Origin of the sequence: Sphingomonas sp. DC4900 (genome assembly GCF_049896485.1) — a bacterium.
In the GTDB taxonomy this organism is placed as follows: domain Bacteria; phylum Pseudomonadota; class Alphaproteobacteria; order Sphingomonadales; family Sphingomonadaceae; genus Sphingomonas; species Sphingomonas aquatilis.
This window is the reverse complement of the sequence record NZ_JAFCUK010000007.1, coordinates 15,690-34,141: the sequence shown is the minus strand read 5'-3', so window position 1 is coordinate 34,141 and position 18,452 is coordinate 15,690. Positions and strand designations below refer to the sequence as shown.

At 68.9% G+C, this 18,452-nt stretch carries 15 protein-coding genes; 8 read left to right on the top strand and 7 right to left on the bottom strand.

Going from position 1 to position 18,452, the window contains the following annotated elements:
• Positions 1–23: 23 nt before the first annotated feature.
• The 4 genes from ACP690_RS09735 to ACP690_RS09720 all read right to left on the bottom strand — a co-directional run bounded on the left by ACP690_RS09735 (position 24) and on the right by ACP690_RS09720 (position 8,289).
• On the bottom strand, positions 24–1,337 hold the full coding sequence (locus tag ACP690_RS09735) for a chloride channel protein (RefSeq protein WP_426261055.1): 1,314 nt from the start codon (positions 1,335–1,337) through the stop codon (positions 24–26).
• A 48-nt stretch (positions 1,338–1,385) separates the two neighbouring features.
• On the bottom strand, positions 1,386–5,495 hold the full coding sequence (locus ACP690_RS09730) for a translocation/assembly module TamB domain-containing protein (RefSeq protein ID WP_426261077.1): 4,110 nt from the start codon (positions 5,493–5,495) through the stop codon (positions 1,386–1,388).
• An 8-nt stretch (positions 5,496–5,503) separates the two neighbouring features.
• Complete coding sequence (locus ACP690_RS09725; RefSeq protein ID WP_426261056.1) at positions 5,504–7,474, bottom strand: autotransporter assembly complex protein TamA; 1,971 nt, start codon at positions 7,472–7,474, stop codon at positions 5,504–5,506.
• Positions 7,475–8,079: 605 nt separating this feature from the next.
• The gene (locus tag ACP690_RS09720) at positions 8,080–8,289 is read right to left on the bottom strand and encodes a hypothetical protein (RefSeq protein ID WP_017977894.1); all 210 of its coding nucleotides are present in this window, start codon (positions 8,287–8,289) and stop codon (positions 8,080–8,082) included.
• 177 nt (positions 8,290–8,466) lie between these two features.
• On the opposite strand from ACP690_RS09720, the gene ACP690_RS09715 reads away from it, so the two are divergent.
• Positions 8,467–8,637 carry a hypothetical protein gene (locus ACP690_RS09715; RefSeq protein WP_167509715.1) on the top strand — a complete coding sequence of 57 codons (171 nt, stop codon included), beginning with the start codon at positions 8,467–8,469 and terminating at the stop codon, positions 8,635–8,637.
• Here the strand turns inward: ACP690_RS09715 and ACP690_RS09710 are convergent.
• On the bottom strand, positions 8,634–9,251 hold the full coding sequence (locus ACP690_RS09710; protein WP_426261057.1) for a S24 family peptidase: 618 nt from the start codon (positions 9,249–9,251) through the stop codon (positions 8,634–8,636). The genes ACP690_RS09715 and ACP690_RS09710 overlap by 4 nt on opposite strands.
• A 91-nt stretch (positions 9,252–9,342) precedes the next feature.
• On the opposite strand from ACP690_RS09710, the gene ACP690_RS09705 reads away from it, so the two are divergent.
• The 6 genes from ACP690_RS09705 to ACP690_RS09680 all read left to right on the top strand — a co-directional run bounded on the left by ACP690_RS09705 (position 9,343) and on the right by ACP690_RS09680 (position 15,516).
• Entirely contained in the window at positions 9,343–9,519 is a 177-nt protein-coding gene (locus tag ACP690_RS09705) for a hypothetical protein (protein WP_167509714.1), read from the top strand.
• Positions 9,516–9,809, top strand: a complete 294-nt coding sequence (locus tag ACP690_RS09700; RefSeq protein WP_426261058.1) for a hypothetical protein — start codon at positions 9,516–9,518, stop codon at positions 9,807–9,809. The genes ACP690_RS09705 and ACP690_RS09700 overlap by 4 nt, the downstream gene beginning before the upstream one ends.
• Before the next feature lie 24 nt (positions 9,810–9,833).
• Entirely contained in the window at positions 9,834–10,616 is a 783-nt protein-coding gene (locus ACP690_RS09695) for a tryptophan 2,3-dioxygenase (RefSeq protein ID WP_426261059.1), read from the top strand.
• 130 nt (positions 10,617–10,746) lie between these two features.
• The gene (locus ACP690_RS09690; RefSeq protein ID WP_426261060.1) at positions 10,747–12,855 is read left to right on the top strand and encodes a TonB-dependent receptor; all 2,109 of its coding nucleotides are present in this window, start codon (positions 10,747–10,749) and stop codon (positions 12,853–12,855) included.
• 121 nt (positions 12,856–12,976) lie between these two features.
• Entirely contained in the window at positions 12,977–14,161 is a 1,185-nt protein-coding gene (locus ACP690_RS09685; protein ID WP_426261061.1) for an acyl-CoA dehydrogenase, read from the top strand.
• Between the two features lie 236 nt (positions 14,162–14,397).
• Positions 14,398–15,516 (top strand): CaiB/BaiF CoA transferase family protein, encoded by a 1,119-nt coding sequence (locus ACP690_RS09680; protein WP_426261062.1) that lies wholly within the window; start codon positions 14,398–14,400, stop codon positions 15,514–15,516.
• 1 nt (position 15,517) lies between these two features.
• Here ACP690_RS09680 and ACP690_RS09675 read toward each other — a convergent pair whose 3' ends face one another.
• A complete protein-coding gene (locus ACP690_RS09675) occupies positions 15,518–16,810 on the bottom strand; it encodes a sugar MFS transporter (protein WP_426261063.1) in 1,293 nt (430 codons plus the stop codon).
• A gap of 98 nt (positions 16,811–16,908) precedes the next feature.
• On the bottom strand, positions 16,909–17,709 hold the full coding sequence (locus tag ACP690_RS09670) for a DODA-type extradiol aromatic ring-opening family dioxygenase (RefSeq protein ID WP_426261064.1): 801 nt from the start codon (positions 17,707–17,709) through the stop codon (positions 16,909–16,911).
• Positions 17,710–17,786: 77 nt separating this feature from the next.
• Between ACP690_RS09670 and ACP690_RS09665 the strand changes: the two genes are divergently transcribed.
• Complete coding sequence (locus tag ACP690_RS09665; protein WP_017977883.1) at positions 17,787–18,332, top strand: (2Fe-2S)-binding protein; 546 nt, start codon at positions 17,787–17,789, stop codon at positions 18,330–18,332.
• Positions 18,333–18,452: the final 120 nt, after the last annotated feature.

The following is an 18,452-nucleotide window of genomic DNA, read 5'->3' as shown; positions in this document are numbered from 1 at the left end:
GGACGGGCTGGTGGTCGCGCGCCTTACCGAAACGTCTGCGACAGCCCGTGATACAGCTTCTCGCGGCACACCAGCTGGCTCGCCCAGTCGGCGATGAAGGCGGTGGCGAACATCGGCAGCAGCAGCCCGCGGCTCACCGTCGTTTCGGACAGGATGATCACCGCGGTCAGCGGCGCACGCACGACGCCCGCGAAATAGGCGACCATGCCGAGGATCACGACCGCGCCCGCCGGATCGTTCGGGAACACCGCGTGTAACAGATTGCCGACACCCGCCCCCACCGCCAGGCTGGGTGCGAAGATGCCGCCGGGCAGCCCGGCGACCGCGGTCGCCGTCGTCGCCAGCGCCTTCGCCGGCCCGAACCACAAGGGTGCATCGACGCCGATGATCATCGCCCGCGCCGCGGAATAGCCGGTGCCCCAGGTCAGCCCGGCCGAGAACACGCCCAGCACCGCGACGACGACGCCGCAGATGCCGGCGAACAGCACCGGGTTCGCCTTTGTCCAGCGTGTTACGCGACCCGGCCCGCTGGCGAGCCCCAGCAGCACGCGCGAGAACAGCCCGCCGGCCAGTCCGCCGAAGACGCCCGCGACCGGCACGACGATCAGCGCGCTCGCGGTCGGCATATGCGCGCCGATCGCACCGAAATAGATATAGTCGCCCGCCAGGCTCTGCGCGACGAGGCCGGCGATGACGATCGCCGACAGCACCAGCAGCGTCACCTTCTGCTCATAGGCGGCGGCCAGTTCCTCGATCGCGAACATCACGCCCGCCAGCGGCGTGTTGAACGCCGCCGCGACGCCCGCCGCGCCGCCCGCGATCACCACCGCGCCCTTCAACGGTACGCGCAGCACGCGGTGACTGATCCCCATCACCGCCGCGGCGATCTGCACCGTCGGCCCTTCGCGCCCGACGCTCGCGCCGCACAGGATCGCCGCCATGGTCAGCACGACCTTACCCAGCACCGTCTTCACCGCGATCAACCCGCCCGTCGCCGCGGTCGGGTCGGTCTGCGCCGCCATCACCTGCGGGATGCCCGAACCGCGCGCCAGCGGCACGAACCGCCGCGTCAGCCAGACGAGCGCCATGAAGCCCAGCGGCGTCGTGACGAGCGGCAGCCAGTGCCAGGTGCGCGCATAGGCGCTGAACACCAGTCCCGTATAATCGGCCGCCTCGGCGAACAGCACCGCGACGATGCCGATCAGGATCGCCCCGGTGATCACCGCGATCCGCCGCCGGAAGCGCACGCTGGTCGGCCCGCGCGATCGCAGCAGCGCGCGCAGGCGGTAAAGCGTCCAGCGGCGGGAACGCGGCGACGGGGCGGATACGTCGGACATGGACAGGCCCTAGCCGACGATGGCGCTCAGCGGAACCGCTGCGGCGCGTTAATAATCCTTCGACACGCGCACGTTCGCGCTTTGCCGGCCCAAGGTGGAGATGCTGGACAGCAGCGAGAGCCAGCGCGTGACCTGATATTCCAGCCGCGTCGCCGAATAGCCCTGCCCGTCGGTGACGATTTCCGCATACAGCCGCCGCGTCACGAACTTGCCCGCCGCGATCGACGTGCCCTGACCCGTCTGCGGGTCGGCGGGCAGGATACGCAACCGGTCGAGCCCCGCCGCACGCCGTACCGCGTTGATCGGGTTGAGGCCGTTGCCGCCGTCCTGCAACGCCGCCACCGCCGCGGCGAGCTGCAACGCCTCGGGCGCGGACAGCTTGGTGATCGACGTGCCGAACAGCAGGCGCGACAGCAATTCGTCCTGCGGCAGCGCCGGCACGCTGGTGAAGCTGATCTCGGGCTTCAGTGCCGTGCCGGTGACGCGGATCGAGGCGCTCAGGCCCGTGCTGTCGGCATTCGCCTCGATATCCAGCGCGGGATTGGCCGGCACCTCGCCGCCGAAGCGGATGATGCCGCGACGCAGCTCGAACTTGCGGCCGGCGAATTCATAGTCGCCGCGGACCAGCGTCGCCTGGCCGGTGATCGCCGGATTGCCCGGCTCGCCCGCGATCGACAGGTCGGCGGACCATTCGCTCGACAGGCCCAGGCCGCTGACAATCATCTTGTCGGGCGCCTTCGCCTTGATCGCCAGCGTCCAGGGCGATGGCGGCGCCTCGTCCTCTTCGCCGCCGTCGGGCAGGTTGATCTCGCGGATGTTGAGCCGCGGCACCGCGGTGGCGGCGCTCGCCTGCCCCAGGCGATAACGGCTGCGGTCGAGCAGGACGTTACCCGCGATCTGGCCGCCGACGCCCTTGGACAAGAAGGTCAGCGGCCCGGTGACGGTCGCGCCGAAATCGTCGCGGTTGATCATCACCGCGCGATCCGCTTGCAACCGCACGTCGACCCCCACGCCGCGCGCCGCGCCGAAATCGAACGTGCCGACGCCGGTCACGCGCCCGCCCTTGCCCGCGTCGGCGGCGAAGCGGTCGATCTGCAATTGCGATCCGCCGAACTTGCCGCTGGCGACGACGTTGGTCAGCACGGTGCCGGTCGCGGCGCTTTCGATCCGCGCGCCATTGGCCTGCAACACGCCCCGGATCACCGGCGCGCCGATCCGCCCGCTGACGTCCGCGCCGATCGCGACGGGGCCGGACAGGTCGAACAGCTCGACGCCCGTCAGCCGCCACAAGGTATCCGCCGGCCCCTGATAGCGCAGCTGTGCGATCAGCGGCGCCGCGGCGATACGGCTGGCGAGGTCGCCCGCCCCCAGCGGCTTGAGCAGCGCCTGCGCCCGCCCGATCGTCCGCCCGCCCGACGCCATCACCGCGCGCACGCCAAGCCGGTCGGCGGAGAGCACGCCCGCCAGCCCCACGTCGATCGGCCGCGACGCGAGGACGAGGCCAGCACGGCTCAGCCCGCGCAGCGTCAGGTCGATCCGCCCGGTCGGTGCCTCGCCCGCCCGGCTGGCATAGACGATCCGGCCCGACGCGGTGCCGCCCAGCCCCAACCGCGGAAAGCCGATGTCGAGGATGGCGAGCGGCATGCGCGTCAGGCTGGCATCCACCGCCAGCGCGTTGTCGGCGAACCGCCCCGCCAGGCTCCCCTCGCCACCCGCAAAGGCGAGCTTCGTCGGCGCGAGCTGCCACCCGTCGCCATCGCGCGTGACGATCGCGGATTCGAGCAATTTCAGCGGCCGGCGGTCGAGCGTACCCTGCGCCGACACGGTATAGCGATCCGGCGCCACCGCGATCAAGGTCTGCACATCGAACGCCCGGCCGCGCGATCCGGCGATCGACGCACGAATTTCCCCCGTCCCGCCGCGCAGCTTGGCGCTCCCCGCAAAGCGCGCGAGGCTCAGCCGCCCCTGTCGCAGCCCCTGCCCCGATGCGGTCGCATCGATCGACGCTCCCGCCGGATCGAGCAGCAGCGTCGCTTCCAGATGCCCACGCCGCAGCGTCGCGCCCGCCAGCTGCGCATTCGCGGCATCCAGGCTCATCACGATCTGCTGCACCGTGCCCACCGGGTGGAAGCGCAACGCGCCCGACAGGCCGCCGCCCGCTACGGTCAGCGTGCCCTCGAACCCGCCCGGCGGCATCGCGAGCCGGCCCGATGCAACCGTGCCACTCACCGCCAGCCGGTCGACGAACAGCACGTCGTCGACGCCCGGCGGCAACAGCAGGATGCGCCCCGTCCCCGCGAACGGCCCCAGCCGCGATCCGCCCTGCGCCTGGACGTTGAATCCGGTCGGCGTCGGGTCGAGGTGCAGCCGCACCTGGCTCAGCGCAAGCGTCGCATTGGGCGCGGCGAAGACGATATCGAGCGTCGGCCGGTCGATCTTCCCATCCAGCCGCAGCATCGTCACCGGACCGTAGCGGGCATGCCGCCCGGTCGCGTCGATATGGAACGTCTCGTCGTTGCGGCGATAGCCGCTGCCCCGCAACGTCAGCAGCGGCGACGTCAGCACCAGATCGGCAAAGCGGATCGTCCCGTCGGGCGCGCGTTCCAGCGATGCGACGACGCGCGGCAGACCACCGGTCAGCGTGCGCAGGAAGCCGTTGTCGAGCCGCACGACCTGCGCGATCCCGCGCCCGACGATCCGCGTGCCCTTGCCGCCCGGCCCCGGCACAACGCGCAGGTCGGATCGGACGTCCACGACGCCCAGCCCCTTGATGTACAGCCGCCCGAGCGTCCCGTTCAGTCCCGCCTCGTATCGCCCGGTCGCCAGATCCAGCGACACCATGATCCGCCCGTCGAGCTTGTCCGATCGCAGCCGCAGCGCATCGGCGGTCAGCAGCGATCCCGTCAGCCGCACCGGCCCGTCGAGGCTGAGGTTGCGCAGGATGCCGCCGGCGACGTCGCCCACGCCCGTCACCTCCGCCGCAACGAAGCGCGTCGGCATCGTCAGCACACGGCCGCCCAGCCGTCCGCTGCCCGCCAGCCGCACGCCGCGCATGCCGGTCCGGTCGATCGCCAGCTGGTCGGCGCGCAGGCGATAGTCGAACTGCGCGGTCCGGAACCCGCCGTCCAGCACCGCGCGCAGCACGACGCCGCTGCCGCTCATCGTCGGGATCACCGCGGCGGGGCGCAGCAGCCGCGCCTCGATCCGCACGTTGCGCCAGGCCGATGTGCCGAGATCGATCACCCCGGTCGTCGTCATCGCCAGCGCCGTGCTGCGCAGCGACAGCGTGCCGTCGAGCCGCCGGTCGGCGAAGGTCGCAGAGCCCGCGATACGCACACGCGGGCTGGTCAGCCGCTGGACGACCGCGCTGGTCCATCCCCCCGTCGCCACCTCGCCCCCCAGCGTATAGCGGCCAGCATCCGCCGCCAGCGCGAGGTCGATCGCCCGTGCCGTACCGATCCGCCCGACCGCACGCCCGCGCCAGTGCGTCCAGCTGCCCTTGCCGTCGACGTCCAGCCGCACCGCCCGCCGCACGCCGAGGCTGCGCGCCAGCACACCGTTCGCGGCGCCGGCTGCGCGCACGTCGATGTCGAACCGGTCACGATCCGGCGCGGCATCGATCCGCACCGCCAGCCGATCGGTCCCCGCGACCACCGCGCCAAGCCGCACGAGGGCCCGTCCGTCACGGATATCCGCCCGCCCCGCGATCCGCCCGACCCGCGGCGTGCCGAGCACCGGCTTCGCGAGCACCAGTCGATCGACACGCAGATCGTCGATCGCGATATCGAAATCGGGCAGGATCGGTCCGCGCTGCGGGTTTGCCCGCGTATGCGGTGCGTGGAACAGCACCGCCTGCCCCACCGCCAGCCGCCGGATCACCAGCCGATGCCGCACCCACGCCCAGGGCCGCCAGTCGAGATCGACCGATGGCGCCTGCAGCAACAGTCCGTCGAGATCGTAGACGCGCACATCGGTCAGCCGCGCCCTGCCATACAGCGACCCGTCGATCCGCCCGATCGCGAAGCGCAGCCCATTCGCGGTGCGCACCGTCGCGATCCGCTCCGTGACCCAGCGATGGCCGATGCCGGTGTCGACCAGTGCCAGCGCAGCGACGAACACCGCCACCAGCGCGACGATGCCCAGCCCCAGCCAGCGCAAGGCGCGCCTCAAAACGCCTGCCCCAGCGATACGTAGACGGCGATGCGGCTATCGCCCGGCTTGGGGTTCAGCGGCGTGCCGACGTCGAGGCGGATCGGCCCGAAGTTCGAATAATAGCGCACGCCGACGCCCGCGCCGTATTGGAAATCGCCCAGCCCCGGGAAGGCCGTGGTATAGACCGTGCCACCGTCGAGGAACGGCACGATGCCGAAATTCCCGAACGTCTTGACCCGCGTCTCGATCGAGAATTCGGCCAGGCTGCGCCCACCGATCGGATCGTTGTTGACGTCGCGCGGGCCGATCGCCTGGAAGCCGTATCCGCGCACCGACGCGCCGCCGCCTGCATAGAAGCGCCGCGACGGCGCGATCTGGTCACGCGGTGCGCCCAGGATCGACCCCAGCCGGATGCGCTCCGCCAGCACCACGCCGCTATGGACGGGCTGGTAGGCGCTGGCATCCAGCTGCATCCGCGCATAGCCGAAGACATTGCCCTGCAACGACACTTCCGGGCTGAACCGCCCGCCGATGCGAAAGCCGCGCGTCGGATTGAGCAGGTCGTCCGACCCGTCGTAATTCAGGCTGGTCGGCACCGCGCCGATAAAGAAGGTGCGCCGCCGCGGCTCGCCCGTCGCCGCGATCACGTCGCGCTCGTCCGACGCGATGAGTTCGCCGCCCAGCGACCAGGTCCACGCCTTCTGGAAGAAGATCGTCGTCTGCCGCTCCAGGCTGCCGGCCAGCGTGAACGTCTTCGCGTCATAGGCGTCACGCACCGTATGGGCGGCGGCGGCCTGCAGCGTCAGCACCCGGTCGCGCCCGCCGACATTGCTGCGGCGGAAGACGATGTTGCCCAATTGCTCCTGCGTGCCCAGCACGCTGCGCAGCGTCAGCGCGCCCTCGGGCGGGAACAGGTTGCGGTGCGTCCAGCTGATTTCGGCGCGCGCGCCTTCGCCCGTGCCATAGCCCAGCTCGCCCGCGATCGTGCGCGGCGGCGCCGGCTCCATCTTGACGCCGATATCGACCGTGCCGGGATCGGCGTCCGCGATCGGCTTCACCTCGACGGAGGACACGAGGCCCGTCTGGATCAGCGCGCGCCTCAGATCGTCGAGCGACGCGGCATTATACGCATCCCCGGGCTGGAAGCGCGCAATCTCCTGCACATGGTCCGCGTCGAACACCCGATTGCCGGGCAATGCGACGATCCGCCCGAACCGCCGCGCGTTGCCGGTCGCGACGGCAAGGTCGAGCGTCGCGGTCTTGGTCGCATGATCCACCACGATCTGCGGCTCGCCGATGTCGGCGAAGGGGAAGCCCGCCTGCCCCGCCTTCGCGCGCAATTGCGTCGTGCCCGCAACGATCGCGTCGGCGTTGACCGGGTCGTCCGCCTTCACCCCGAAGGCCTTGTCGAGCACCGGTGCCTTGTCCCCCGCCGCGCCGACGCCGCCCAGTGTCACCGCGGTGAAGCGATACAGCGTCCCCGGCTCGGCCGCGAGCACCACCTGCGGCTTGACGCTCGGTTCGATCCGCGTCGTGACACGCGCATCGTAATAGCCCTCACCGCGCAGCAACGTGCGCAGCAGGTCGCCGTCCTCGCGCGCACGCCGATCGAGCTGCGCGGCATTGGCGGCGCTGCCGTCATTCTCCGCCAGCGTCGACAATTCCTCGAACCGGCGGCGCAGCAGCGGCGTCGCGGCGCTGTCGATCCCCTCGATCCGCCAGCCATAGCGCCGCTCGCCCGCCGCATCGGTCGCCTGCGTGGCAGCCGCCTCGGTCGCGTCGGGTTTCAGCTCGGGCCAGGCGACCCCGATATCGGGCAATGCCGCGAGCGGGGCGTTGGGATCGAGCGACACGCCACCGTCGGTTGTGGGCGCGGATGGTGGACGCGCCGTATCCCCCGCGGGCGAGGTCTGCGCCGCAGCCGATCCGGCAACAAGGAACGCGGCAGTCGCGCCTAGCCCGAACCACCCCCAACGCGACACCATGCGCCTGTCCTAGCGCGCGGCGCCCCGGCGCAAAAGTCCCACACCGGCGCGAATCCCGATCGACCGGACGCGGCGACGGACCGGCCGGACGCATGCCGGACGGCTTTCGTCCGCCAGCGAACAGTGGGAGGAAGGGTCAGCGGCCTTGCGCGCCCTGCCAATACCGGGCCTTCACGCCTCAATGCCGTCATTCCCGCGCAGGCGGGAATCCAGATTGGCTAGCCGTCCGACTCCATCGGCGACCTAGGACCGATCAACATTCATTCACGCCTAGATACGACGAGGTGACGACAAGTCGGTTCGCGCGGAGGCGCGGAGGACGCAGAGGCGTCGCGTTTGCCGCGCGAGCGGCCTGTCTATCTCGGTCGCGGTGAAGGCGAAGCGCTGCCACGCGCATGACATCTCTGCGTCCTCTGCGCCTCCGCGCCTCCGCGCCTCCGCGCGAACAAAACTCTTTTTCTTCGGGCCTTTCCGCTCGTCGAAAAATCCATCACGACGGTGAATGGCGATACGGCCTAGGCGACGCATCCCGTTCGCCGGCATGACGGGGTCGCATGCCCACCGCCAACGGCGCGAGCCTGCAGCAACCTAGCCGCGCGCGCGGCTCAGTGAACCGTACCGACCACCTCGTCCGACGCCAGCAGCTCCACCAGCCGCTCGGTCTGACGCCAGCGGCAGAAATGCACGTGGTTGCCGATGTCGCGCATATGGCCCGCGCGGATCGCGGCCTCCACCGGGGCATGATCGCCGAACGTCGCGATCAGCTCGGCCGCCTCGGCGACCTGTTGCGCATCGGCGACATACAAAGCGACCATAAGCGAAAAACTCCTCAAGCGAACGCGGCACCGGTCGTATCTACAATCGCCGTGCCAATGTCGGCGGATCGGCGCGCGCCTGCCGCGTCCGATGGTAAATGCCTGTGCGGCCTGCCGTCCCGCCTGTCCCGAGCGGGGACGCTGGCGTCCCGGCGCGGGACGTGGCAGGGCTCGACCATGGCCGACACTCCTCCTTCCGCCGCGGGCGGCATCCTGATCGCCCTCTGTTCGATCGGCGGCACCGCCATCGGGCTGATGCAGGGACAGGTGACGATCGGCTTCCTGGCAGGACTGGCGATCGGCGCCGCCGGTGCCGTCGCGGTCTGGCTGCGCGACCGACGGCGCTAACGCGGCGCGCGCATCAGCCAGACGACGCGGCCGATCACCTCGACCGTCCCCTCGGGCACCGGCGGCGCGGATGGATTGTCGCTGCCGATCGTCACCCCGCCCCGCCCGCGCGCCACGCGTTTCACCATCACCGCATCGTCGATGCGCAGCACGAACACCGCGCCCGTCGCATCCGGTGACCGCCGCGCCCGGTCGACCACGATCAGATCGCCGTCGATCAGCCCCGGCTCCATCGAATCGCCGCGCACCCGCACGATTCCCGTCAGCCCCTCGCGCAGGCCCAGTCGCGCGGCGAGCGCCGGATCGAGCGCCTCGGCCCCCAGCACGATCTCGCTGTCGACCAGCGCACCCGGCCCCGCCGACGCCGCCACGTCCAGCCGCGGCACCGTGAACGCCCGCCGCTGTTGCGGCCCGCCCAAGGCCGCCTCGTCGACCCCGAAATAGTCCGCCAGCCGCCGCCGGTCATCCTCCGCCAATCGGCGTGGCGATCCCCGCGTCACGAACTGCTGCAGATAGGCAGCGTTGCGCCCGATCATCGCCGATAGCGCCGCCAGACTGTCGCCCCGCGCGTCGGCCAAGGCCTTCAGCCGCACCCTTGGATCGTCCTGCTCCACAGGCTCGACCTTAGCGTAGGATTTTTCCTAGACAAGCCGAAACGATGAGAACATATGAAGAACATGATTCGCGGACTCGGGAGGGAGATGCATGTGCCTGCTGTTGAAGATCGATCGCTATCTGCGCGTGACCAAGATGTCCCGCAGCGAGTTCGGGCGGCGGACGGTCAACGATCCGCGGCTCGTGACCGACATGATGCGCGGCCGAATCGTCGGCCAGGATCTGGAACATCGCATCGAACGCTTCATGGCGGAGCGGCGCGCATGAGCCGTGGCCACGACCCGCATGCCAGGCTGTTGAAATCCTTGGAACGCAGTGCGCGAAACTATGGCGTCGGTGCGACTTTTAGTGACTTTTCGGAAACGCCCTGGTCCAGCGCCACCTTCATTGGCTATCGCCTGACCATGGCGGTGACGGTCGATGGCGACGCCACCGCCTGGTTCGCCGCCTTACCCGAGGAAGACTTGTCTGCGCCAGGTCGCCTCGTTGCCGACCTCGCGCTGCGTCGCGACGCGGACGCCATCCGGCTCGAACTGCTGGTGCTACTGGAAGCCTGAATCAGGCCACGCTACGCTGTCGCCATGACGATCACCTACCGCAGCTATCTGCGCCTGCCCGAACTGCTCGACGTGCAGAGCCCGTTGAGCGGTGTCCATGACGAACTGTTGTTCATCACCATCCATCAGGCGTCCGAACTCTGGATGAAATTGTGCCTGCACGAATTGGGCGAGGCGCGGCGGCGGATCGCTGCGGATGACGTCGCGCCGGCGCTCAAGATGATGGCACGGGTCAGCCGCATCCAGGCGCAGCTGATCCAGTCGTGGGAGGTGCTGGCGACGATGACCCCCGCCGATTACGCCGCGATGCGCGGCAAACTGGGGTCAAGCTCGGGATTCCAATCCGACCAATATCGCAGCCTGGAATTCGTGATGGGCAATCGCAATCCGGCGATGGTCGACGTGTTCGACGAAGGCGACGTTCGCGCCCGCCTGTCCGACGAACTCGCCCGCCCCAGCCTGTATGACGAAGCGTTGCGCCTGCTCGCGCGCCGCGGCCTGCCGATCCCCGCCGACCGGCTGGAACGGGACTTTGCCCAAAGCGTCCCCCCATCGCCCGACGTCGAAGCCTGCTGGGCGACGATCTACGGCCATCCCAACGACCATTGGGATCTGTACGCACTGGCCGAAAAGCTGGTGGACCTCGAATATCACGTGCAGTTGTGGCGGTTCGGCCATTTGAAGACGGTGGAGCGCGTCATCGGCTTCAAGACCGGGACCGGCGGCACCGAGGGCGTCCCCTATCTCGCGCGTGTGGTCGAACAGCGCTTCTTCCCCGAACTGCTCAACGTCCGCACCAGCCTGTAGCATCGGGGCCACAGTGCTGACGTAACCGCGCCGTCACACCGATTTCATCTTGATATAACGTATCACGTCGCACAGACGCTTCGCAGTTGCACAACGCCCGGGTCCGGGCGTGTTTTTACGCGGAGTATCCATGCGCACCTTCCTGCTCGCCGGCGCCAGCCTGCTCGCCAGCCCCGCCTTTGCCCAGACCGGCGCCCCCGAAGCCGCGCCGCAGGGCAAGGACATCATCGTCACCGCCGCCGTACCGCAGAGCGAGCGCGACGTATTGCAGGGCACCACCGTTCTGTCGGGCGAGCAGCTGACCCGCGAATTGCGCCCGACGATCGGCGAAACGCTCGCCCGCCAGCCCGGCGTATCCGCGACCTCGTTCGGCCCCAGCGCCTCGCGCCCCATCCTGCGCGGCTTCCAGGGCGACCGTATCCGCGTGCTGACCGATGGTATCGGCGCGATCGACGTCAGCAACACCAGCGTCGACCATGCCGTCATCATCGATCCGCTGCTCGCCGAGCGGGTCGAGGTGCTGCGCGGCCCGTCCGCCTTGCTGTTCGGATCGTCCGCGGTCGGCGGTGTCGTCAACGTCATCGACACGCGCATACCGCGCACCGTGCCCGAAAACGGCTACCGCCTGAACGGGATCGCCGCGTACGGCTCGGCGGCGACCGAGCGGTCGGGCGGCGCTGCGGGCGACGTTGCCGTCACGAACAACATCGTGCTGCACGCCGACGGATCGTACCTCAAGTCGAACGACCTGCGCACCGGCCGCGGCTACATCCTCTCCCCCGCCGCCCGTGCCGCCGCGCTCAGCCAGGTCGGCCTGCCGCAGGATACCGACGAACCGATCGACTTCGCCGCCTCGGCTGCACTGCGGAACCGCCTGCCCAATTCAGCGTCGGAGACGTGGACCGCGGGTGCCGGCGCATCGATCATCACCGACACCGGCAATCTGGGCGTGTCGTACAGCCATTATGACAGCCTGTACGGCGTCCCCATCCGCTACGCGACCGCCGTGGGCCAGGAACAGGAAGCCCCGCGCCTCTCCGTCGTCCAGAACCGCGTCGACTTGCGCGGCGAGGTGCAGACCGGCGGCAGCGTCCTCGAGAAGATCCGCGTCCGCGCCGGCCAGGCGAACTACCGCCACTTCGAACTCGAAGAGGACGGCAGTGTCGGCACCGCTTTCTACAATAAGGGCCTCGAAGGGCGTCTCGAGCTGGTCCAGGCCAATCGCGGCGGCTGGCAGGGCGCCAGCGGCGTTCAATATTTCAACCGCATCTTCAACGTAGTCGGCGACGAAGCCTTCCTGCCAAAGAACGAAACCAACCAGATCGGCTTCTTTACGCTGCAACAATATGCCAACGGCCCGTTCCGCGCCGAGGGCGGCCTGCGCTATGAGCTGACCGACGTCGCCGGCCGCGTGCCGGTGGGCAACGATCGCTTCTTCGGGGGCAAGCGCCATTTCGAGGCGCTGTCCGGCTCGATCGGCGCCTCCTATGCGATCGCCAACGGGGTGCGCATCGGCCTCAACGGCTCGCGCACCGAGCGCGCGCCCTCGGCGGAGGAATTGCTGGCCAACGGCCCGCACGCCGGCACCCAGGCCTATGAGCTCGGCAACCCGAACTTCAGCCTGGAAAAGAGCTGGGGGTTGGAGGCGACGCTACACGCGCATGGCGATGGCTTCAGCCTCGACGCCTCGGCCTATTACAACTGGTTCACCAACTACATTTCGGAAAACCGCGTCGACCCCGCCGTCTGCCTCGCCCGCACCGACGACCTGTCGGGCCTGCCTTGCTTCCAGTATCAGCAGGGTGACGCACGCTATTACGGGTTCGAGGCCGACGCCTCGGTCCGCCTCGCCCGGATCGGCAAATACACGATCAACGCCGACCTGCTCGGCGATTACGTCCACGCCAATATCGTCGACGTCGGCCCCGTGCCCCGCATCCCGCCGGCCCGTGTCCTCGGCGGGCTGGAAGCGCAGGGCGACCGGCTGGGTGGCCGGATCGAGGCGGAGCATGTGTTCGCGCAAAATCGCCTCGCCGCCTTCGAAACGCGCACGCCCGGCTACACGATGGTCAACGCCAGCGCCTCGATCCGTCCGTTCGGGCAGGACAGCAAGACCAGCCTGCTGCTCTCGGCCAACAACATCTTCGATGTCGTGGCGCGCCGCCATTCGAGCTTCCTGAAGGACTTTGCGCCGCTCGCCGGCCGCGACATCCGCGTGACGCTGCGCTTCGGCCTGTAACCGCCGCTTGCCTCGCGCCGCTCGTCACCCCGGACGTGTTCCGGGGTGACGGGATGGATCGGCTGCCCCCTTGCCCCCTCCCGCATCCTCCCGTACCGGCTCTTCAAAAGGAGACGATGCGATGGCCGGCATGGGCAAGTTCGACTGGGCGGATCCCTTCCTGCTCGACGAGCAGTTGAGCGAAGACGAGCGGATGATCCGCGACACCGCACGCGCCTATGCGCAGGATCGGCTCGCCCCGCGCATCGTCGAAGCGTTCCAGCACGAACATACCGACCCTGCGATCTTCCGAGAGATGGGCGAACTGGGGCTGCTCGGCCCGACCGTCCCGGAAGAATATGGCGGCGTCGGCGCCAGTTACGTCGCCTATGGCCTCGTCGCCCGCGAGGTCGAGCGGATCGACTCCGGCTACCGCTCGATGATGAGCGTCCAGTCGAGCCTCGTGATGTACCCGATCTACGCCTACGGTTCGGAGGAACAGCGCCACGCCTTCCTGCCCAAGCTCGCCAGCGGCGAATATATCGGCTGCTTTGGCCTGACCGAACCCGATGCCGGCTCCGATCCCGGCGGCATGACGACGCGGGCGCGCAAGGTGGACGGCGGCTATGTGCTCAACGGCGCCAAGACCTGGATTTCGAACAGCCCGATCGCCGACGTCTTCGTCGTTTGGGCGAAGAGCGACGCACACGGCGGCGCAATCCGCGGCTTCATCCTCACCAAGGGATTGAAGGGCCTGTCCGCGCCAAAGATCGAGGGCAAGCTCTCCTTACGCGCCTCGATCACCGGCGGCATCGTCATGGATGATGTCGAGGTCGGCGAGGACGCGCTGCTGCCCAACGTCGAGGGGCTGAAGGGTCCATTCGGCTGCCTCAATCGCGCGCGTTACGGCATCAGTTGGGGCGCATTGGGCGCCGCGGAATTCTGCTTCCACGCCGCCCGCCAATACGGCCTCGACCGCAAGCAGTTCGGCACCCCGCTGGCCGGCCGCCAGCTCTATCAGAAGAAGCTTGCCGACATGGAGACCGAGATCGCACTCGGCCTGCAAGCCTCGCTGCGCGTCGGTCGCCTGATGGACGAGGGGCGGTTCGCGCCCGAGATGGTCTCGATCGTCAAGCGCAACAACGTCGGCAAGGCGCTCGATATCGCCCGGATGGCGCGCGACATGCACGGCGGCAACGGCATCAGCGGCGAATATCAGGTGATGCGCCATGCGATGAACCTCGAAACGGTCAACACCTACGAAGGCGCGCACGACGTCCACGCGCTGATCCTGGGCCGCGCAATCACCGGCATCGCGGCGTTCTAAGAACATCGCGAGGGGTTCCCACGGGTTCGCCGGTCCGTCACCTCCCATCGTCACCCCGGCCTTGAGCAGGGGTCCCGCTTCTTTGGCCGCACAGGCGTAGCGGGACCCCGGATCAAGTCCGGGGTGACGGGAGAGGGGTATTGCATCGGTAAAGACGCCTCGCGCACCTAGCATAACATTTGTTGTGCTCGCTCACCGCCACGCTTACCCTCCCCCGAAACAGAGGGAGAGGACACATGGCGCCACCACCGCTCACCGGACTGCGCATCGTCGAGATGGCGGGGATCGGCCCCGGCCCGTTCTGCGGCATGATGCTCGCCGACCATGGCGCGGAGGTGATCCGTATCGATCGCGGCCCCCAGCCGGGGTTCAGCGATCCGACCAAGGACCCGTTGCTACGCTCGCGCCGATCAGTGGCGATCGACCTCAAGACGCCGCAGGGCATCGCCGCGGTCCGCCGCATCGTCGCAAGCGCTGACGGCCTGATCGAAGGCTACCGCCCCGGCGTAATGGAGCGGCTGGGCCTCGGCCCCGACGTGCTGCTCCACGACAATCCGCGCCTCGTCTACGGCCGCATGACCGGCTGGGGACAGACCGGCCCCCTTGCCGCCGACCCCGGCCACGACATCGACTATATCGCTATCTCGGGCGCGCTCCACGCCTTCGGGCGCGCTGGTGACAAGCCGACGGCGCCGATCAACATGGTCGGCGATTTCGGCGGCGGCGGCATGATGCTGGCGTTCGGTATGCTTGCCGCGCTGCTCCACGCGCAACGCAGCGGCGAAGGGCAGGTCGTCGACGCCGCGATGACCGACGGATCGGCACTGCTGATGAGCATGATCTGGGGCTTCCGCGGCATGGGACGGTGGAGCGACACGCGCGGCACCAACCTGCTCGATGGCGGCGCCCCCTTCTACGACACGTATGAAACGCAGGATGGCAAATGGATCGCGGTCGGCGCGATCGAACCAGCTTTCTACGCCGCGCTCCGCCGCGTGCTCGGCCTCAGCGATCCGCTATGGGACCGCCAGCTCGATCCCTCCACGTGGCCAGCAATGCGCGACGGTCTGGCGGCCGTCTTCCGGACCAAGTCGCGCGATGCCTGGGTCGCAGCGTTTGCGGGCAGCGAGGCGTGCGTGGCCCCTGTCCTCGACTTCGACGAAGCCGCCGCCCATCCTCACAATGTCGCGCGCGAGACGTTGGTTGAGGCGGGCGGCGTGGTCCAGCCCGCCCCCGCCCCGCGCTATTCGGCGAGCGCCACCGTGGCCCCCGCGCTGGCGAGCGAGCGGACCGATGCCGCCACGCTCGCCGATCTCGGCTTCACGCCCGCGGAGATCGCGAGCCTCGGCCTGTAGCTCAGGCCGTCACCGCCGACCGCCGTGCGTAGAGGCCATAGGCCAGAATCAGCGCGTAACAGATCGCCGGCAGCGTCAGCGACAGCTGCATCGATCCGGTCGCATCGGCGATCAGGCCGGTCAGCGGCGGGATGATCGCGCCGCCGACGATCGCGGTGGCGATGACGCCCGATCCTTCCGCGGCGCGCTTGCCCAGGCCTTCGCTGGCGAGGCTGAAGATCGTCGGGAACATGATCGAGTTCATCAGGCCGATTGCCAGCAGCGCATAGCCCGAGATCGCACCCGTCGTGTTGGCGGAGATCAGGATCAGCGCGATCGCGCCCGTCGCCACGGCGGCGAGCACCTTGCCCGGCGCGACGCGGGTCAGCACCCACGAACCGATGAAGCGGCCGACCAGCGCCCCGCCCCAGTAATAAGGCACGTAATTGCCCGCGGCCTGATCGCCGATGCCGAACACCGACGCCTGCATCAGATACAGCACGATGACCGACCCGATCGCGACTTCCGCACCGACGTACAGGAAGATGCACGCGGCTCCCATCGCGAAGCGCGGGCGCTTCAGCAGGGTGAAGGCGTGGAAGATGCTGCCCGTCTGGTCCTGTTCTTCCTTCAGGCGGTTGCGACGCGTCCACACGACGGCGGCGATCACCAGCAGCGCGACCGCGAGGCCCAGATAGGTATGGACGATCGCCTGCGACGCTTCCTGACGGTACGTTACCAGTGCCGCGCCGCTGAGCGACGCCGCGCTGACGCTGGCGAGCCCGCCGAGGATCAGCGACGAGCCGACGCGCGGGAAGATCGTGGTGCCCAGCGAGTTGAACGCCTGCGCGAAGGTCAGGCGGCTCGACGCCGTTTCCGGCTTGCCGAGCAGCGAGATCAGCGGGTTGGCGACGACCTGAACGATCGTGATGCCCGCACCCAGCACGAACAGCGCAACCAGGAACATCGCGAAGGTCGCGCTCTGCGCCGCCGGGATGAACAGCAGGCAGCCGACCATCATCGTGACGAGGCCGATCGACGCGGTGCGCATATAGCCCGCCTTGCGCACGATCGCCGCCGCCGGCAGCGAGAACAGCGCATAGGCCAGGAAGAACGCCGACTGGACCAGCATCGACGTCGCATGGTCGAGCGTGAACAGCTCCTTCAGCTTCGGGATGATGATGTCGTTGAGGCTGGTGATACCGCCGAAGATGAAGAACAGCGCGATGACGAAGATGCGCAGATCGGGCGCGTCATAGCCGTGCGCGGCATCGCCGCGGGCCGCGGCTTGGGTTGTGTCGACATGCATGGCCATGGGACTGGCAGCCTCTCCTGGGGAAGATTATGATCCCCAGCGCATAGGCGCCCGCCGCCATCGCTGGCAAGCCGCACCACCGACCCCCGGCATACCCGTCACCCGAATCGAAACCCCGACACCGCCCAGCCCATCACCACGTCGCGATAGTCGCAGAGCGCCGCATCGTCCGCACCCGCCCCTAGCGCGACCATCAGCGGCAGCAGATGCTCGGCCTCGGGGTGCGCGAACCGGGCGTGCGGCAGCGTCTCCCACGCTGCCACCCGAGCCGCGCGCCGTGCCGGATCGGGATCGGTCACGGTGGCGACCAGCGCATCGTCCCATTCGCGCGCGACCGGCGTCACCGCAGGCCCGCGCGCACGCAGATTGTGGAAGCTCATCCCCGATCCGACGATCAGCACCCCCGCATCGCGCAACGGCGCCAGTGCCCGCCCGATCGCGATATGCGCGGCGGGGTCCAGATCGGCCCGCAGCGACAGCTGGGCGAGCGGGATGTCGGCGTCAGGGTTGGCGACCATCATCGGGATGAAGACGCCATGATCCCAGCCGCGCTGTGCCTCTTCGCCGACGGCATGCCCTGCCGCGCGCAACAGGTCTGCCGCCGCCCGTGCCAAATCGACCGCCCCGGGTGCATCCCAACGCAAATGATAGGTGTGGTCGGGAAAGCCGTAATAGTCGAACAGCAACCCGGGTCGCTCGCCGACATGCACGGTCAGATCGGGCGTCTCCCAATGCCCCGATACCATCAGAATCGCACGCGGCCGTTCGGGCAGCGACGCGATCAACCCGGCAAGATACGCCTGCATCGGCCGCCACATCGGGTCGGGCGGGCCGCCATGCGGGTCCATGAAGAAGCACGGACCACCGCCATGCGGCACGAACAGCGTCGGAAGCGTCATGTCGCCAAGATCGCCGCACGCCGCCCCGTCCGCAATCGCTGTGGATCGAAACGCCGCGTTTCGCTTATGGGGCTTTCATGTCGCGCCTCACGGTCAACAACCAGCCGGTCGAATATCGGCTCGACCCCGCAACGCCGCTGCTATGGGCGCTGCGCGACGCATCCAACCTGACCGGCACCAAATACGGCTGCGGCACCGGCGATTGCGGTGCCTGCACCGTCGATATTGATGGTCGCGCGGTCTTGTCCTGCCGCGTTCCCATCGGGTCGATCGAGGGCAGCTACGTCACGACGATCGAAGGGCTGTCGCGCGAACGAAACCACCCGCTGCAACTCGCCTTCATCGCCGCCAACGTGCCGCAATGCGGCTTCTGCATACCCGGCATCATCATGGCGGCGTCGGTACTGCTAAAGCGCGACACCGACCCCGACGAAGCGGCGATCAAGGCGGCGATCCGCAACCTGTGCCGCTGCGGCATCTACCCCCGGCTGGTCGAGGCGATCCAGCGCGCCGCCCGCGCCGCGCGCGGTGAGGAAACGATCCCCGCGGGCGCCCGTCCCGGCATCGATCCCGCCGACGCCGCCCGCGTCGTCCCCGCGCTTGTGCCGCCGCCCGCGCGGTAGGAAAAACGGGTCCGCCACGGCCCAAGCTTTCGCAACGCTGACGAACCAATTCAGCTTCGGCACAGCGCCGGTGTGTCATTCCGACGTCATCATCGGGGCCGGCTCGTGCGCCGGCAGTGG

Bases quoted from the DNA above. Each gene is read 5' to 3' on its own strand.
- ACP690_RS09735 (WP_426261055.1), bottom strand. From the start codon at position 1,337: ATGTCCGACGTATCCGCCCCGTCGCCGCGTTCCCGCCGCTGGACGCTT.
- ACP690_RS09725 (WP_426261056.1), bottom strand. From the start codon at position 7,474: ATGGTGTCGCGTTGGGGGTGGTTCGGGCTAGGCGCGACTGCCGCGTTC.
- ACP690_RS09720 (WP_017977894.1), bottom strand. From the start codon at position 8,289: ATGGTCGCTTTGTATGTCGCCGATGCGCAACAGGTCGCCGAGGCGGCC.
- ACP690_RS09715 (WP_167509715.1), top strand. From the start codon at position 8,467: ATGGCCGACACTCCTCCTTCCGCCGCGGGCGGCATCCTGATCGCCCTC.
- ACP690_RS09705 (WP_167509714.1), top strand. From the start codon at position 9,343: ATGTGCCTGCTGTTGAAGATCGATCGCTATCTGCGCGTGACCAAGATG.
- ACP690_RS09700 (WP_426261058.1), top strand. From the start codon at position 9,516: ATGAGCCGTGGCCACGACCCGCATGCCAGGCTGTTGAAATCCTTGGAA.
- ACP690_RS09695 (WP_426261059.1), top strand. From the start codon at position 9,834: ATGACGATCACCTACCGCAGCTATCTGCGCCTGCCCGAACTGCTCGAC.
- ACP690_RS09690 (WP_426261060.1), top strand. From the start codon at position 10,747: ATGCGCACCTTCCTGCTCGCCGGCGCCAGCCTGCTCGCCAGCCCCGCC.
- ACP690_RS09685 (WP_426261061.1), top strand. From the start codon at position 12,977: ATGGCCGGCATGGGCAAGTTCGACTGGGCGGATCCCTTCCTGCTCGAC.
- ACP690_RS09680 (WP_426261062.1), top strand. From the start codon at position 14,398: ATGGCGCCACCACCGCTCACCGGACTGCGCATCGTCGAGATGGCGGGG.
- ACP690_RS09675 (WP_426261063.1), bottom strand. From the start codon at position 16,810: ATGGCCATGCATGTCGACACAACCCAAGCCGCGGCCCGCGGCGATGCC.
- ACP690_RS09670 (WP_426261064.1), bottom strand. From the start codon at position 17,709: ATGACGCTTCCGACGCTGTTCGTGCCGCATGGCGGTGGTCCGTGCTTC.
- ACP690_RS09665 (WP_017977883.1), top strand. From the start codon at position 17,787: ATGTCGCGCCTCACGGTCAACAACCAGCCGGTCGAATATCGGCTCGAC.